At 37.8% G+C, this 17,774-nt stretch carries 18 protein-coding genes; all 18 read left to right on the top strand.

Annotated features, from left to right (window positions below; translation table 11 throughout):
• Positions 1-121 precede the first annotated feature (121 nt).
• The 18 genes from HMPREF1151_RS02355 (at position 122) to abc-f (ending at position 17,766) form a co-directional block, all read left to right on the top strand.
• The gene (locus HMPREF1151_RS02355) at positions 122-568 is read left to right on the top strand and encodes a hypothetical protein (RefSeq protein ID WP_005376809.1); all 447 of its coding nucleotides are present in this window, start codon (positions 122-124) and stop codon (positions 566-568) included.
• A gap of 114 nt (positions 569-682) precedes the next feature.
• A complete protein-coding gene (locus HMPREF1151_RS02350; protein WP_009660849.1) occupies positions 683-1,813 on the top strand; it encodes a hypothetical protein in 1,131 nt (376 codons plus the stop codon).
• A gap of 15 nt (positions 1,814-1,828) precedes the next feature.
• Positions 1,829-3,379 (top strand): LptA/OstA family protein, encoded by a 1,551-nt coding sequence (locus tag HMPREF1151_RS02345; protein ID WP_009660922.1) that lies wholly within the window; start codon positions 1,829-1,831, stop codon positions 3,377-3,379.
• 11 nt (positions 3,380-3,390) lie between these two features.
• A complete protein-coding gene (galU, locus tag HMPREF1151_RS02340) occupies positions 3,391-4,251 on the top strand; it encodes a UTP--glucose-1-phosphate uridylyltransferase GalU (protein ID WP_009660847.1) in 861 nt (286 codons plus the stop codon).
• Positions 4,252-4,429: 178 nt separating this feature from the next.
• Positions 4,430-4,972 carry a hypothetical protein gene (locus HMPREF1151_RS02335; RefSeq protein WP_009660905.1) on the top strand — a complete coding sequence of 181 codons (543 nt, stop codon included), beginning with the start codon at positions 4,430-4,432 and terminating at the stop codon, positions 4,970-4,972.
• Positions 4,973-4,996: 24 nt separating this feature from the next.
• Positions 4,997-5,509: a biotin transporter BioY gene (locus HMPREF1151_RS02330; RefSeq protein WP_009660949.1), complete on the top strand. Its 513-nt coding sequence runs from the start codon at positions 4,997-4,999 to the stop codon at positions 5,507-5,509.
• A gap of 55 nt (positions 5,510-5,564) precedes the next feature.
• A complete protein-coding gene (locus HMPREF1151_RS02325) occupies positions 5,565-6,671 on the top strand; it encodes a thiolase family protein (protein WP_009660913.1) in 1,107 nt (368 codons plus the stop codon).
• 14 nt (positions 6,672-6,685) lie between these two features.
• Positions 6,686-7,975, top strand: coding sequence for an AMP-binding protein (locus HMPREF1151_RS02320; protein ID WP_009660858.1), 1,290 nt, complete (start codon positions 6,686-6,688; stop codon positions 7,973-7,975).
• A gap of 24 nt (positions 7,976-7,999) precedes the next feature.
• The gene (locus tag HMPREF1151_RS02315; RefSeq protein ID WP_009660937.1) at positions 8,000-8,998 is read left to right on the top strand and encodes a nucleoid-associated protein; all 999 of its coding nucleotides are present in this window, start codon (positions 8,000-8,002) and stop codon (positions 8,996-8,998) included.
• 11 nt (positions 8,999-9,009) lie between these two features.
• The gene (gene ybaK / locus HMPREF1151_RS02310) at positions 9,010-9,501 is read left to right on the top strand and encodes a Cys-tRNA(Pro) deacylase (protein ID WP_009660892.1); all 492 of its coding nucleotides are present in this window, start codon (positions 9,010-9,012) and stop codon (positions 9,499-9,501) included.
• 8 nt (positions 9,502-9,509) lie between these two features.
• On the top strand, positions 9,510-10,172 hold the full coding sequence (locus HMPREF1151_RS02305; RefSeq protein WP_009660942.1) for a viroplasmin family protein: 663 nt from the start codon (positions 9,510-9,512) through the stop codon (positions 10,170-10,172).
• 17 nt (positions 10,173-10,189) lie between these two features.
• Entirely contained in the window at positions 10,190-11,107 is a 918-nt protein-coding gene (locus HMPREF1151_RS02300) for an NAD-dependent epimerase/dehydratase family protein (protein WP_009660875.1), read from the top strand.
• Positions 11,108-11,118: 11 nt separating this feature from the next.
• Positions 11,119-11,397 carry a DUF1294 domain-containing protein gene (locus tag HMPREF1151_RS02295; RefSeq protein WP_038141168.1) on the top strand — a complete coding sequence of 93 codons (279 nt, stop codon included), beginning with the start codon at positions 11,119-11,121 and terminating at the stop codon, positions 11,395-11,397.
• A gap of 12 nt (positions 11,398-11,409) precedes the next feature.
• Positions 11,410-12,837, top strand: coding sequence for a glucose-6-phosphate isomerase (locus tag HMPREF1151_RS02290; protein ID WP_009660857.1), 1,428 nt, complete (start codon positions 11,410-11,412; stop codon positions 12,835-12,837).
• Positions 12,838-12,858: 21 nt separating this feature from the next.
• Positions 12,859-13,848, top strand: coding sequence for a UDP-glucose 4-epimerase GalE (gene galE, locus HMPREF1151_RS02285; RefSeq protein WP_009660880.1), 990 nt, complete (start codon positions 12,859-12,861; stop codon positions 13,846-13,848).
• 146 nt (positions 13,849-13,994) lie between these two features.
• Positions 13,995-14,642, top strand: a complete 648-nt coding sequence (locus tag HMPREF1151_RS02280; RefSeq protein ID WP_009660862.1) for a hypothetical protein — start codon at positions 13,995-13,997, stop codon at positions 14,640-14,642.
• Positions 14,618-15,817 carry a type II secretion system protein GspD gene (locus HMPREF1151_RS02275; protein WP_009660850.1) on the top strand — a complete coding sequence of 400 codons (1,200 nt, stop codon included), beginning with the start codon at positions 14,618-14,620 and terminating at the stop codon, positions 15,815-15,817. Before HMPREF1151_RS02280 ends, HMPREF1151_RS02275 begins: the two co-directional genes overlap by 25 nt.
• Positions 15,818-15,849: 32 nt before the next feature.
• On the top strand, positions 15,850-17,766 hold the full coding sequence (gene abc-f / locus HMPREF1151_RS02270; RefSeq protein WP_009660848.1) for a ribosomal protection-like ABC-F family protein: 1,917 nt from the start codon (positions 15,850-15,852) through the stop codon (positions 17,764-17,766).
• The last annotated feature ends 8 nt before the right edge of the window (positions 17,767-17,774 follow it).

The following is a 17,774-nucleotide window of genomic DNA, read 5'->3' as shown; positions in this document are numbered from 1 at the left end:
TCATAATAAACTCATTGTATTTTTATATAATTTTACTATCTTTAAGTGTAAGTATTTATACTTTCACTAGAAACTATGTATAGAATTTGTTAAAATATAAGTATCTATTAGGAGGCTTATCATGAAAAAGAAAATTATGACCGCTGTTCTAGGAATTTGTTTAACTACAACTGCATTTGGTGGCATTTTAACTACTCAAGCTGGCGGCTTAAGTAGTATCCTTGGTGGTGCTGCTAAAATTGGTGGCGTTGGCATTCTAGTTAGTAAATTTGGTCCACAAATTGATTCTTTCTTAAATAAATTACTAAAACAAAATAATTTGAGTACTGAATATACTACAAAGGTTGTACCTATCATTAGTATTGGTACAAAAGGGTACATTGGTGCTGCTCAAGTAACAGGCCCTGCATCTAGTATCGAACAAGTTAAGGCTGTTGCTCAAGTTGAAGGTAGCTTTAACGGCATGGTTCGTGTTAAAGGTTTAGTACCAGTAGATAGTACAAATCCAGTGGGCGCTTCCCGTGTTCAAGGTGTAGGTGTATCTGCACTTATTGATTTAAAAATTTAATGGCCACTGAGATACTTCCTTAGAAGTACTCAGAAAATAAGCACGGTCTTAGGCCCGTGCTTATTGTGCTGTTTAACGTATATGTCCCATAGCGGATAAATTGTGGAGGATTATATGAAGAAGCAAGTACTTACACTTTTGATGGCATCTTTATTGACAGGTACCGCATTTGCTGCACCTGGTACAGTAACGGAAAAAACACAAGTATTAGAAAGCACCGTATATGGTGCACCTCAAGATGGTGCCGTTGTAGATCGTATTAATCAATTGGATGAAACTGTATACGGCAACGGATTTTCTGGCAATACTGCTACATTGAGTAAACGTGTAGATTCTTTATATGATTCCGTTGAAGGTAGTGGTACTAATATTTCATTGCGTGAAGAAATGGACGCACTTGAATATACATACCAAAACAGCATTAATGATGGTTCCTTGGTAGAACGTGTTGAAAAGATGGAACGTAGTGTGAATGGTAGAATTTCAACAGGTTCATTACAAAAACGTATTATTAGCTTGAAAACCAAGGTATATGGTAGTAATGTAACTCTTACAAATCAAGTAGGAACACTATCTTCTGATCACGTGTTCAAGGTAACACTAAATGATGCGGTATCCACAAAAACAAGTCATGAAGGAGATACAATTAAATTCACTGTTGCTGAAAATGTAATGGATGGCAATGTATTGTTGGTGCCAGCTGGTACTGTAGGTTCTGCAACGATTACATCCTTGAAAAAAGCGCGCTCTTTTGGACGTAATGGTGCATTAGATATAACTTTTGACTCTGTTCCTGCTATTGATGGTACAGAATTTACTGCTGTACAAGGTAATGAGGCTAAGGAAAAAACAAAGGGCGAAATTAAAGCAGCTGGTGCCTCTGTGGCTGGTGCAGTTCTACTTGGCCCTGTTGGTTTAGTAGGTGGTGCTTTCATTAAGGGTAAAAATATTGATTACCCAGTAGGCTCCACTGTATTTATTCAACCTCAAGACTCTGTATCGATTCAAGGTCTTGTTATTGGTGGTGATGGGTTAGCTCATAGTGATGATGAACTAGCTGAAGCCGTGACAGTACCGACTGCGAATGATGATTCCGTAGATAGCACTGTGGATGAAGCAGATGATTCAACTGTGAACACTGACGAAGAAGACACAAACACTGCTGATTCAGAAGAAGTAGAAGATACAAATGATACAGCAGAAAATGTTTCACAACCAATCGTCGTAGTAAAGCGTAACCAATAGAGGAGTTTAGTAACCATGAGGAAACAAAGAGTACAATGGCTCGTGGCAGCATGCTTGCTTTGTTTAGCCCAGCCAGCGTGGGCTGCTTCAGACTCAATTACATATCAAGATAGTTTAGATAGTATATCTGAATCCTATCCAGGTGAACTGCAACAACCTTCGACACCTGAACGCAGCAATATTCGTGTTGTTCGTCGTGGTGCTTCACCGATTACTGCACCGACAGAAAAGTTACCAACTCGTGTAGATGCAGATAAGATGACATATTCCGGTAGTACTGGCGATGTAAATGCTTTTGGTAATGTAGTGGTTACACAAGGTAATCGCACATTACTAGCTAATCGTATCACTGGTAATACAAAAACCACAGAGTATCGAACTGCTGATGGTCCGTATCGCTATTTAGAAGATGGTGGTAAAACAAAAGATCTTACTGGTGATGTTATGACCTATCGTACCAGTGACCAACATTTTGATGCCGGTCATACGCAAGGCTGGTCTGATCCGTATTATGTGAAGGGGCAGAACTTATCCTATGATGGCCAAACCGGTTCCATCGAAAAAGGTATGATTACATCTAAGCATGCGATGGCATTCAAACATACACCTGATTACCGCATTGAAGGGGAAGACATTAAAATTTACCCTGGTGATAAGGTGGTTATTCAACATCCAAGCTTTTACATCAAGAATTTTAAACTTTTTAGCTTGAAATCTTACACCAAATCTATACGTGGAGATAAACAAGGTAAAGTAAGTGCATTTTCTATTATGCCTCGTCCTATTTATAATAGTGATGATGGCATTGGATTGCGTGGTAATGCGGAAATACCAATGGGTAAATCTGGTGAAGCATATTTTGATTACAAATGGTATTCAAAATCTGGATTTAAGCCTCAAATTGGATATCGCTATTTCTTACCTTGGGGAACCGCATCCATAGGGTATAGTAAAGTATCCAATGAATATAATGATGAAACTGTATGGGTAGAAAAAATCGGTGAATTACGTCTTGATACACATACGTACCATATTGGTAAATCTCCATTTACTGCACGTGGTGAAACAAGCATTGGTTATTGGAAGGAAGGCTCTGTAAAGGGTGTCCATAAGGATTATAAGGTAGAAGTATCCCATGATCCTATCAATCTTTGGAAAGATGGTACTTTGCGATTCTTCGGCGGTTATCAACGCGATTATTATGGCTATGATAAGTCGATACGTAGCATGCCGTACTGGGGCGCTCAATTCCGTACAGCTGTAGGACCTAGAGTTAATGCGTGGGTATCGTATAATCAACGCAATATTAGCTATAACAACTCGCCATATCGCTTTGATAGTACAGAGCTTCCTAAGGAGCTCATCTATGGTGGTTCCTTTAAATTGACACGTCTCGATGATATTTCGGTGAGTGTTAAACAAAATATGATGAGTGGCGATGTGGATTCTATCTATTATACATACCATCGTGATTTGCATTCCTTTGATATGTATTTAACATATAAAGATTCTCATAAAAATAACAATAACCAATGGAAAATCAAATTCGTTGGTAAAGATTTCTAAGGAGCATACACATGAAGTCTATTCGTAAGGCTGTCATTCCAGCAGCTGGTTTCGGTACACGTTTTTTGCCAGCTACGAAAGCACAACCAAAGGAAATGTTGCCTATTGTTGATACACCGGCGATTCAATATATTGTAAAAGAAGCACTCGATTCTGGTATCGAAGAAATTCTTATCATAACAGGTCGTAGCAAACGCGCCATAGAAGATCATTTTGATAGCAGTGTCGAGCTAGAAGAGCTATTACAAAAGCAAGGTAAAAATAAACAATTAGCCATGGTAAAAGATTTGGCAGATATTAAAATTCATTTTATTCGTCAAAAATCACCGCGTGGTTTAGGTGATGCCGTATTATGTGCTAAAGCGTTTATTGGTGATGAGCCATTTGCTGTATTATTAGGTGATGACATTGTTTATAATCCAGAAAAACCATGCTTACAACAGTTGATGGATTGTTATGAACAACATCCAGGTATCATATTAGGTGCTCAATTTGTACCGAATGAAAAGGTAAGCTCCTATGGTATTGTGTCCGGAGAACCGTTGGCAGATAACTTGTATCGTGTTCATGGATTAGTAGAAAAACCAAGTGTTGATAAGGCACCGTCCAATTTAGCAGTTCTTGGTCGATATATTTTAACGCCTGATATTTTTGATATCTTAGAGAATACAAAACCAGGTGTAGGTAATGAAGTACAACTAACAGATGCATTAGCTGCATCCAAAACAGATACTTACGCTTTAGCCTATGAAGGTGTTCGCTATGATACAGGTGATAAATTAGGCTATTTGAAAGCTACCGTGGAATATGCGCTTCGGAATGAAGAATTAGGTTCAGCATTTAAGGAATATTTAAAAGGATTGAAGTTATAAAATAGCTTATATATTCTTTGGATTTAAATATAAAATTGAGGCCACCATTGATTATCAATGGTGGCTTTTGTTGTTAACTCGTATGTCATACTAGGTTGACTATAGTGTTTCCGTTGATTATAATTTAATAGTAATGGTATAAAACTATTATTATACTGATTAAATTATAAGGAGTAATATGCGAGATCTATTAGCTCTTTTAACGGATGAAGAAACGTTAAATTTACCTACTAATTGCGTTATTACGAAGGCTTATTTTGATACGCAAGGCACAGATGAAACTGTGTTTCATGGTGTAGAGTATAAAGGCAATCATATATCCGTTTGTATGTCCAATACAAGTGGTACGTTATGGGTTAATTTATTACAACTAACAAGACCTTTACTAATTCGGGAGACTCCTAAAGTTGATGATTCACTTAAACGTATTACATTTACAAATGATGAAATTATACAATTTGTAGAGGATGTAAATGATCGCAATCGTATTCATCGTGAAGTTCCTTATATTGTGCCAGGGTTACTTATACTTGAGTATCTTTGGATGCATATGATAAATAGTAACACAAAGGTAGGCATGTCTATTCGTTTTTTATCTCCTATGCTTGCTAATGATTGTGTTTCTATTGAAAGCCAACGTGAAGGTAATGTCTTAGTTGGCGCGTTAGATGATATGATTCTTTTTAAGGCTCGTCTCTATGATGAGCATAGAATGAATTAAGATTTTATGTGAATGAGGTATATTATGGAAGCAAGACGTTTAACAAAAATGGCTTTATTAACAGCTCTTTTGTGTGTATCAGCATGGATTTCATTTCCATTGCCATTTAGCCCTGCTATGGTGACAGCATTAACATTAGTTGCTACTTTGACGGGTCTATTACTATCCCCTAAGGATACATTAATTGTATTTATCGTGTATGTACTACTTGGAACCGTAGGATTGCCAGTCTTTGTAGGCGGTACATCTGGATTGGGTAAATTACTCGGACCTACTGGCGGTTTTATTTTCTCTTGGCCCATAGCGTATACATTGTTAAGTATCTGTAAAGGTAAATCTAGAAGTTTCTTATCCTATAGCTGGCGTTCAATAGTTATCACAATCCCTGTAGTATATATTTTTGGTGTTGCTGGATTTATGATTGTTACAGGTACTCCATTTGGGGCATCTCTACCTATTGTGATGCTTCCATATATTCCTGGTGACATTGTTAAATGTTTAGTTGCCTCTTGGTTAGCTACAAAAATTAAAATATGATGATATGTGTAGGAGGTGTTATTAGTACACCTCCTTATTTATATGGAGTAATGCTATGCCTGTTTTCATTCATAATGGATTACGCACCCCCATTGGTGTCGTTAACGGACAATATAAATCAATACGCCCTGAATTACTTGGCGCCAAGGTATTAAATCAGCTATTTGACTCAAAAAAAGCATCTTCGTTGGATGCCATTTTTTGTGGCAATGCAGTTGGTACTGGTGGGAATATTGCTAGATTGATGGGGCTTTATAGTCATTTACCTAATACGATACCAGCAGTTACAGTAGACATGCAATGTGCATCAGGTATGATGAGCGTTGAGATGGCCTATGCTCATATTGCATCAGGAATGATGGATACAGTCATTGCTGGTGGTATTGAAAGCTCATCTTTACAACCACTAAGGGCATATGCCGACCATGATGATCGCTGTGGTGATTATATGGTGGCACAATTTGCACCAAAGGAAATATCGCCTTTAGCAATGTTAGAAGGGGCTGAACGTACCATGATAAAACATTGTGTAGGTGTAGAGGAGTTAAATCCTTACATTATTAGGAGCCATCAATGTGCACAACATGCTCGCGAACAAGGAATACTTTCACCATATATACTGGACATTGAAATAGACGGAAAGCGCTGTATTGATGAATCGATACGACCATCTATAAATGAAAAACTGTTAAATCGTATGAAGCCCTTATTAGGACCTAATTCTATCACAACTGCTGGGAATGCATGCCTTACTCATGATGGTGCAGCCTTTGTTACATTGAGCAGTCAAGAAGGACCATTTAGGATTGTGCATGCCATGCCTTGGGCGGGAGAGCCTCTATATAGTCCAGAAGGTGCTTTGTTAAGTACAAAGAAAATATTAGATGTTACCGGTCTTTCTCCAACTGAAATTGATATATTTGAATGGAATGAAGCGTTCGCTGTCATTTCTGCTTTATTTGGACGAGAATACCCGAATCTTATTGATAGATATAATATGCTTGGTGGTGCACTAGCCTATGGGCATCCGTATGGTTGTTCTGGTGCTATGCTTTTGATACATTGCATGGCAGCTCTAGAGTACTGTAATGGTCACTATGGACTATGTGCCATTGCTGGCGCCGGCGGTACGGGAACCGCTATGATTATTGAGCGTATGTAGATAAGGATTTTACGATGAATATGATATTACAGGCTATATTTAACCATGGTCATAAGCAGAAATTGAATACTGCCATTATAGTAGATGGGGTTGAACATACTTATAGGGATTTATATGATGATGTTGTTAAAAGAGTACAAGAGATAGAGAATGACAACTGTATTACATCAATTATAAACGGTAAACGTCATATTATTTTTATAGATACAGAGTCTGTATATGAACAATTGATATTGTGGTTAGCTGCTTTACATCGTGGATATATTCCTATTGTTTCTCATCCACACATGGATAATACATATCGCAGTCGATTAATGCGTCTACTTGGTTCCATAGATATTCCGATAGAAGCGCAGTTTGGCGTCCTTACATCTGGAACAACAGGCATGCCAAAACCTTTGTGGCGAACTGAAAAATCCTGGGCGGATTATTTTGATATACAAAATGATATCTTTCATATTAATCATGCTACGCGTATATTTGTACATGGCAGTTTTAGTTTTACAGGCAATACGAATATGATGTTAGCTGTCTTATGGGCTGGCGGTCAAATCGTAACGAGTGATAAAATGCAACCGAAGAGATGGCAATCATTGATTCATTCTTATCAATGCACTCATATTTATATGTTGCCTACAAAACTGCGTTTACTATTACGATGGAATAGCAGTACTTGTTCTTGTGTACAATATATTATTGCAGGCTCACAAGTTGTAGATAGAGAATTATTACATTCTCTACACATGCTATATCCAACGATGGAATTCATTCTGTACTATGGAGCATCAGAGCTAAACTATATTAGCCATTGTACTGGTGAAGAATGGCATACGTATCCTGGTACCGTAGGTCGTCCATTTCCAGGAGTCACTGTTGACATAAAAGATGATTATATTTATGTATCCACACGGTTTGGTATATGCGGACTTGATGGGATGGTAACAGTTGGTGACAAGGGCCATTGGTGTGGAGATTACATTATATTTGATGGTCGTAATGGAGATATTATTAACCGAGGTGGTTATAAGATTGCTGTATTAGATTTAGAATCGCAGTTACAAGTCTTATCAACTATAGAGGATGTTGCAGTCATAGGTGTGCCTGATCCATTACGAGGGGAAGAGGTTGTGGCCTTTATCGTACCTGCAGAGGGCGTTACAGTGTCTGAGGTAGAATTCGATGTGCGTAGAGCTATTCCTCATGAGGCGCAACCTAAATATTTACGATATATTGATGCCATACCATTAACAGATTGTTCAAAAATAGACAAAGAATTGCTAAAAGAATGGTATAATAAAGAGTAATATTTTTATCCTTTAGGAGTTATCATGCAAATTAATAAAGCAGCCCTAGAGATTTTTGATTTTACATCATCTTTAGCGGTCTATTCTGAACATGAATTAAAAATAGGTGAGCAAGACATACATGACTATATTGCAGGCCATGTAACGAAAGCTTTTAAAGATCCCGGTGCGAGAACAGGGACGTTACATGCACATAGCCCTATGGGAAAGCGAATCGGTGAATATAAATCTGGTGAAATCTCCTTTATCACGTTAGCAAAAGAGTTAGGGGAGAAAACCTTTGACTATATGAAGCAAGCCACAGTAGGCGTTGTCATTGATACTATTGTATGCGATGTGGTGACAGACACATCCTATATTTGTATGCTATTATGTCAGGCTCATGATGCCTTTACGCATCAATTGTTTAGTGAAGATGATGGCTCCTTATCGACAGAACTTGTACCACATAAGGCGGTATTGCCGATGCCGACACAAAAGTTGCGAGCTTTTGTTGCCATAAATACATTGGATTTATCTGTTCGTATTTTTGAACCAAAAGGTGAATATGACGGTGAAGTTTGTTATATCTTAGCAGATAAGGTGTTACAACTCGGTACAGATCAATCCTCTAGAGATACTGTTAAAAAGGTAAAAACCATTATAGATAAGGTGGCTCAAGCGTACGAATCCGATGGTGTAGCAGAGCTGACGATGGCAAAGTCTATGATTGCTAAAAATGCAGAAGTATCTGATACGGTTAATCCTGTTCGCATTGTGGAAGAGGTATTTAAGTCTAACCCCATTCAACAAGAAGCTGCTAAAAAGGAGTTAGCTGAACAGGATATGATGCGGCCTTTACCGGTAAATCGTGAATTTGCTACGAAGGTAGGCGAACATCATAAGATTAAAACCGATACAGGCATAGAAATTTCGTTCCCAGTAGAATATATGCAAAATCGAGAGTTTATCGAAATTAAAACTAATGATGATGGTACTTTACGTATTGAATTAAAGAATATAAATAAAATTGTTAATAAATAGGAGGCTCTTGTATGAGTAAGGAAAAGCATAAAAAAACAAATGCATTACGCATATTAGATACTCATCACATAGCATATACGATTGATGAATATGAATGGTCTGAAGAACGAGGTCAGGGTATTCATGTAGCTGATGAACTAGGTCTTGATGAAAAAGAAGTATTTAAGACTTTAGTTGGCAAGGGTGATAAAACAGGATATGTAGTATTCTGTATTCCTGTAGCTGAAGAACTAGATATGAAACAGGCTGCTCGTGTCAGTGGTAATAAATCAGTTGAATTAATTCATGTTAAGGACTTATTAGGTATAACTGGTTATTTACGAGGTGGTTGCTCGCCGGTAGGTATGAAAAAGCTATTTCCTACATATTTTGATGAAACGATGCAAGCTCAAGAGGCTGTATATGTTAGTGCTGGTTTACGAGGCATGCAGATGCATGTTAATCCACAAGATTTACAATCTGTAGTAAATGCTGAATTTGTACCGCTTACCATGAAGCATTAGGAGGTTGTATGGCGAAGAAATTTTATGCTGTAAAAGCAGGCCGTACGCCAGGTATTTATGAAACTTGGAGCGATTGTGAAAAACAGGTCAAAGGTTTTGGTGGTGCTATCTATAAATCGTTTCCTACAAAAGCAGAAGCTCAGGCTTTTATAGGTGATGAAGGGATGAGCATCGGAGACTATCTTGCAGCATCAAAGACATCAAAAATAACTGATGCAAAAAAATCTATAGCTCCTGATTTTTCAGAATTCAATCATTTAATTGCTTATATCGATGGTAGTTATGATAAATATAACCAATCCGTAGGTTCCGGAGGTATAATGTTTCTAAACGGTAATAAAGAAACATTTTCGTTCGGCACACAGGATGCGAAATATACAGAGTTTTGGAATGTGTCTGGTGAGTTACTAGCCGCTATGCATGTTATGCAGTATGCTTTGACTCATGGAATTCCAAAGTGTTCCTTATATTATGATTATATGGGGATAGAAAGGTGGGCCACGAAGAAGTGGAAACGAAATAATGTATTAACCAACGAATATGCAACATTTTGTGAAGGTATATTTCCACATGTGAAAGTATGCTTTCACAAGGTACATGCTCATACAGGTGATACATATAATGAAATGGCTGACCAACTCGCGAAGGCAGGGGCAGCTAAAGGTAAATAATATAAAAGGGGAAAACAATGCGTGTTTGTGTAACGGGGGGCGCCGGATTTATAGGGTCCCATTTAGTAGATCGACTCATAGCATTAGGTCATACAGTATTAGTAATAGATAATCTTTCCACAGGGGTACGGGAGTTTGTCAATCCAGAGGCTACATTCGCTGAGGTAGATGTAAGAGATTCTAACATAGACTCTATTTTTGCAGATTTTAAACCTCAGGTAGTATTTCATGAAGCGGCACAAACGATGGTACCAGCATCTATGGAAAATCCTAAGATGGATTGTGATGTGAATCTAATAGGATTAATCAATATGCTCGAAGCAGCTAGAAAGCATAAGGTAGAACATTTTCTAATGCCGTCCTCTGCTGCAGTGTATGGTGATCTCGATACATTACCTTTAACAGAAGAGATGTCTGGTAAACCAACATCATTTTATGGCCTTACTAAATTGACAGCTGAAGGGTATTTACGTATTTATGAACAAGCTTTTGGATTAAAAACAGTGTGCTTTAGATATGCCAATGTATATGGGCCACGTCAAGGTGATGGTGGCGAAGGCGGTGTAATTAGTATTTTTAACCGTCTCGTTAATGAAGATAAACCGCTTACCATATTTGGGGATGGTGAGCAAACACGTGACTTTGTATATGTGGCCGATGTTGTTGAAGCTAATATTAAAGCCATGAATCATCCTGATTTAACAGGCATTTATAATATTTCTACTAATACGAGTACATCTGTAAATGAACTGGTAGCTTATTTTACATCTATCAGTGGAAAACAAATTGTAACTAATTATGAACCAGAACGAGTTGGCGATATTCGCCATTCTCGTTTATGTAATGAAAAAGCTAAAAAGGATTTTGGATTTGAAGCCACTGTTGGGTTGGAACGTGGATTGGGTGATACCCTCTCATATTTTAAGGGGAAATAAAATATAGTATTATGAGTGAAACGTATTTTCTGATTACCATGGCCGTATGGAATTTTATTGTCTTTTGTATATATGGATATGATAAGTTTTCCGCTATAAAGGGGTATGAGCGGATTTCTGAATTTACATTGCTATTTTTAGCATTTGCCTTTGCAGGGATAGGTGCATTATTAGGCATGGTACTATGTCATCATAAAACAGCAAAATTGAAATTTAAGTTATTGATTCCCATCGCTATTCTTTGGTCCGTATTTGGTATCGGTTATGGCTATGGTTGGATTGGTGCATAAAGGAGATACTTGATGTTACAGTTAGATTCTGGATTTGAGCTAGATTATAACAATATCTATAATGAAAGCTGCATACAGGCAAGGGACATACAAAATTTTGAACGGGCCATTCAAAATGTATGGCGTCATACTAATATTTTGCGATCCACAGGTTATGAAGAAGGCCACCTTTCTAAAGATGGTCAACCAGAACCAATTTTGTTTTATCAGTTGCCATATATATCGGAAAACGGTATCAATACACCGGATATGATGGCTCGTTTATATGATTTAGGTGAGTATGCTCGTCAACATATCGATACAGTTGTATCCATTGGCATTGGTGGATCCTACTTAGGTAGTAAGGTACTATTTGATGTGCAATGTGGTTCATTCTGGAATAACTATACTGATGAAGAACGAAATGGCTATCCAAGATTTTACTTTGCCGGTTTTAATGTGGATGGACCGTATTTGGAAGGGCTTATTAAAACATTAGTATCTCAGGCTGATGAAAAGGGTAGTGACTATAAGGTCATGCTTGTAGTTACATCAAAATCTGGTTCTACCATTGAACCGATGGCTAATTTTATGATTCTTCAAAAAGCGCTTGAAGACAACCATATTAATTATGAAGTTACTGTTGTTACAGAAACAAATGATGAGGCGCATCCTACCATTCTTCATGATATGGCTATCAAGCATCAATGGAGAACATTCTCCGTTCCCTATGGAGTAGGCGGCCGATTCTCCGTTTTTACTGAGGTCGGATTTGTTACAGCTGCTCTTGTGGGCTTTGATATCGAAGGCTTCTTGGCTGGTGCTGCATCGATGGATATGGCTTGCCAAGAAGAGGATGTTTATAAAAATCCTGCACTATTTAGTGCATTATTGAAATATATTGCGTCTGAGCGATATGGACGTATTATCGAGGTATTCATGCCCTATGGTGAGTCTCTACATTCACTATCTGATTGGTATGTACAACTCCTATCCGAATCATTAGGTAAAATGAGTAATACATGTCTCCCTTATGGTCGTACACCTGTTCCTGCAGTAGGCACGATGGATATGCATGCTCAAGTGCAAGAGCATCAAGAAGGGCGACTCAATAAGGTAGTTCAATTTATTAAGGTACGAGACTGGAATACATCACTAGTTGTTCCTAATTTATATAGTGAATATGATAAACTGGATGCCATAGGGGATATTCCTATTAGCGATATATTAAATAGTGCGCTCGATGCGAATCGTGAGGCACTATCGATAGATAATCGTTTTAATATGACCATATCTGTACCAACATTAAATGCATTCCATTTAGGGGAAATCATGTTCATGCATTGTTGGGCTGTGTATTTTGAATCGATTTTAGCCGGTGTTGATGCCTTTGATCAACCTGGTGTTGAAGTTTATAAACGCTTGATTGGTCCAAAACTTCAAGCCATGAAAAAGTTGTAGTTATTAAGGGGGAGTAAGTATATGAATATCTTAGTAACAGGTGGTGCTGGTTATATAGGTAGTCATACGGTTAGAGCATTAATCCAGGCTGGGTTTACACCTATTGTAGTTGACAATTTTTCGCGTGGTCATCGTAGTTCTATTCCTAAAGGGGTTAAGGTCATAGAGTTAGATATTGCAGATTCAAAACTCGTGAACGTCATGAAAGATAATAATATAAAGGGGATTATGCATTTTGCTGCACACTCTCAAGTAGGGGAATCTATGATAAACCCTTCTATTTACTATGAGAACAATGTTGTAGGATCTTATCGCCTTATAGAATCAGCAAGACAGGCGAGTGTACAACATTTTGTATTTTCAAGTACAGCCGCAGTTTACGGTGAACCTGAGGTAGTACCTATTGTAGAAACAGCTAAATTACAGCCAACTAATGTTTATGGTCGCACCAAGTTGATGATTGAAGAAATGCTTCATGACTATAGCTCTATTTATGGTTCTACATATGTAGCATTACGTTATTTTAATGCGGCTGGTGCAGATGAAAGTGGCGATATTGGTGAAGATCATTCTCCAGAAACTCATTTAATTCCATTAGTATTAGAGGCTGCTTTAAAAAAGAGACCGCATATTACTGTTTTTGGAACTGATTATGATACTGCTGATGGTACATGTATTCGTGATTATATTCATGTTACTGATTTAGCATCTGCCCATGTATTGGCTATGAACTACTTGATTAATGGTGGTGAATCAAGAGCTTTTAACTTAGGCAGTGGTAATGGTTTTTCTGTAAAAGATATTATAGAAACGGCTAAAAAGGTAACTGAAATTGATATTCCTGTCGAGTATGGTGAACGTCGCGCAGGGGACCCAAGTACATTAATTGCATCTTCGGATTGCATTAAGAATGTTCTAGGCTGGAATCCACAACATAGTGAATTATCACACATCATAGGGGATGCATGGCGTTGGCATCAATCTCATCCAATGGGTTATGATGATAAATAAAATTTTATAACTGATATTTTATAATTTGTCAAGGACACTAATAGTCACGGGGGTGACTATTAGTGTCCTTTTTTTATGTATATTTGTGTTGCATACTGATACTAGATAGATATTTTAATTCTACTATGTGAAAGGAGTCCTGATGAATGAACATACAGGAACGTTTACGAGAAAAATTGTATCCTTATGTGACTCAATGTAAACGATACAAGAAGAGTCTAGGTGTATTGTTTGTATTAGGCGGAATAGCAATTGGTTGGGGCATATTTTATACACCTGAGGCTGATTATGTCCAGATGGAGCCTGATTCAACGGTAATGTCGAAATCAGAAGATAAATCTCATGAAATAACATTGTTATACAGTACGAGTAATAACTTGCGAGCTCTTCCTTGGCATGAGGTATTAGGCGAATCATTAGACAAAAGTAATGTATCTTCAATACATATGATGGATGAAGAACATAGCGGTGAAGGTCAGCAGAACTTAGATAATAAAGATGATTCATCAAAGGTAAAACCAGGTAAACGGAGACATAGTAAGAAGATAGTAGACCAAGATAGCAGTTCTAGTGCAGAAACAGTTACAACAAAACATAATAAGCAGAAAACAATTCATGTTAATGGTGTAATACATGGCCCTCAATGGGCTGTAATTTTAAGCAGTGGCACAGAATCTACTGTTGTTATGGAAGGTGATTCTTGGCATGGTGTAAAGGTAATTAATGTAGATGAAAATGGTGTAACCCTTGATGAAGGAGGCAATGTACGATGTGTATCTATTGGCGAATCATGATTATAGTTTTACTCTTAGGTGTAATAGAAAATCCTTGTGTATGGGCGAAAGAATCGATACATGTACAACAATCTGAGTCAGGTCAAAATACATATAGTATGACGGTTAGCAAGGCGTCTTTGTCCGATGTGGTAGAGGCCATCAGTCGTAGTTATAAAATGGATATACTTGGTATTAACACATTGGACGGAACTGTGACAGGAACGATACACGGTAAGTCACCATTAGACATGCTACATCATTTAGGGGATATGTATCATTTTGATATACAGGATGATCGAGGCGTGGTAACCGTTACGGGGCATTCTGGTGCTAAGGAACATCGTCATGTAGTGGTAGTAGAACCAAAGATGGCATCATCGACATCGCTAGAATCTGTCATAAAAACAGTAGTACCTAATGGAAAGTTCGCTGTGCATAAGGAAACGAATCAGATTGTATTAAATGTAACAGGAGACGAGGAAAAAGGAGTAAACTCTATCATTCAATCTGTAGATAGAGATATGAAACAAGTGCGCTTGGAAGCTACCATTATGGCTATGGAGCATTCCTATACGAAGGAGACGGGATTTAGATGGTCCTGGCTGAGTTTAACCGGACATGGTAATGACAAGACAAATTCTTATGGTGCTATTTCTTTTGGAAAAGCTCCAGATGGGGAAGCCTATAAATTTTTTGTTAAACCTGAGCTTAGCCTTTTAGAAACATCGGGAAAGGCAGTTGTTATTGCAACCCCTTCCATTATGGCCTTAAATGGTGAAGCCGCACATATTTTGATAGGTGAACGAATTCCTGTAATCGAAGAGTCAATTTCTAATGGTGAAAGAAAAAGATCCATTCATTACGAAGAGGTCGGTATTAAACTTGACTATACACCGGTAGTGACGAAAAATGGTATCATTGATACGTCTATACGAGCTGAGGTGAGTTCACCCATTATGGTATCTGAGATGAAATCTTATAAAATAACTACTCGACAAGCACAGACTAGAGTGCGTCTACAACCAGGAGAAGTATTGGTCATAGGTGGCTTAATGGATAATCGGGATCAAAAACAGATTGAAAAAATCCCAATACTCGGTGATATCCCTTTATTAGGTAAATTATTTAGACATAGCCGGAAGACAAAGGATAGCGTGGAAATGGTCATTTTTGTGAAAGCGACTGTGGTATAATAATAGTTACGGAATGATAAAGGAGGTATTGAATGGAACGCATTCGAATGATCGGCCTAGGAAAATCATTTGGGGTGCGCCAAGTGTTTTCCAATGTGTCCTTTGAAATAAAAGAAGGCGATAGAATTGCCTTGGTTGGCCCTAATGGGGCTGGTAAATCAACACTGTTGAAATGTATCCTCGGTATTGAGGAATTAGATGAAGGCCAAGTTGTAATGTCTCCTGTGGCAAGCATTGGCTATTTGCAACAAGATGTTAACTTAGGTGATGCTAGTTTAGCTGAAGAAATAGAAACAGCTTGGGAAGATGTTCATGCATTAGAAAATAAATTACAAGAGTTAACCACATATTTAGAGACTCATGAGGCTAGTGAAAGTGACTTACAACGCTTAGACTATTTACAAAATCGATTGGAATGGTTAGGTGGCTATGACTATGAACAAAAAACAAAACGCATAGTCTATGGTCTTGGTTTTACCGATGAAGATCTATATAAACCGGCTAATGCATTTTCTGGGGGTCAAAAAACGCGTATTAATTTGGCAAAGGCCTTAGTGCGTAGTCCAGATTTTTTATTCCTCGATGAACCGACAAACCATTTGGATATGGAAATGTTGGAGTGGTTAGAAGGTTATCTATCATCCTATCGAGGTGGCATTCTGATCGTCAGCCATGACCGGTATTTCATGGATCGCATCGTTACTGGTGTGGTAGAACTAGATCATCACAAGGCCACAACATATCGCGGTAATTATAGTCGCTATGTGGCACAACGAGAAGAACGTTTAAAAGCAGATACGATTGCTTATGAAAAGCAGCAAGAATATATTAAGAAAACAGAAGAGTATATTGATAAGTATCGCGCTGGTATTAAGTCTAAGATGGCAAGAGGTCGCCAATCTCAACTAAATCGATTAGAACGACTAGAGGCTCCTGAAACTTCACATTCGTTAGATTTTAAATTTCCACCGGCTGCTATGAGTGCTGATAAGGTACTTGTATTAGATCATGTGTCTATTGGCTACAAAACGGATGATCCAATCATTGATGATGTATCTGTAGTTGTAAGGCGCGGCGAATCTGTTGCCTTGATCGGTCCTAATGGGGCTGGTAAATCTACCATGGTGAAAGCTATTGTAGGGGAGTTATTCCCTACAGAAGGTCATATCGATATTGGCAACCGTGTACAAGTGGGCTATTTCTCGCAAGAACATGAAGAATTACACGATCGGTGGCAAGTGGTAGATGAGATTATCAATAATTATAATTTCACCGAAGAGAAAGCTCGCAATGTTTTAGGATCATTCCTATTTAAAGGGGATGATGTATTTAAACTAGTAGGTGATTTATCCGGTGGTGAAAGAGCGCGTTTAGCTCTGTTAAAATTATTCTTACAAGGTGATAATTTCCTCATTCTCGATGAACCTACTAACCATTTAGACGTACCTACCCGTGAAATTGTCGAACGGGCATTACAACAATTCGGTGGCACTTGTTTTATTATTTCCCATGACCGGTATTTCTTAGATCAAGTATCTACAAGAACATTGGTATTAGAGAATAAAGGTCTTACTGAATACTTAGGTAATTATTCTTACTATAAAGAGAAATTAAAAGAACAACAGGATATAGCGGCTCTTACAGAAGTAGTAGAAGAAGTAGCTAAGGAAGATGTGAAATCCGAAGCTAAAATCATTTCTACATCTCCATCTGATGAGCCTAAGAAAAAAACAAATACATACATGGTTGAAAAGCAATTAGCTGAAGTGGAAGAAGAAATTGCTAGATTAGAGGCGACCATGAAAATGTATGAAGTACAATTAGCAAATCCTGTAGTCCAACAAGATTTAGCGGAAATGGAAAACATATCTAAGCAGCTTTCAGATACGGAAAGCAACTTACAAAAGTTGTATGAGAAATGGGAACATTTTTCAGAATTATTAGCATAATAAATAAA

The organism is Veillonella sp. ACP1, from assembly GCF_000286635.1.
Taxonomy (GTDB): Bacteria; Bacillota; Negativicutes; order Veillonellales; family Veillonellaceae; genus Veillonella; species Veillonella atypica.
The sequence above is the reverse complement of the archived record's forward strand: the minus strand, read 5'-3'. Positions and strand labels throughout refer to the sequence as shown.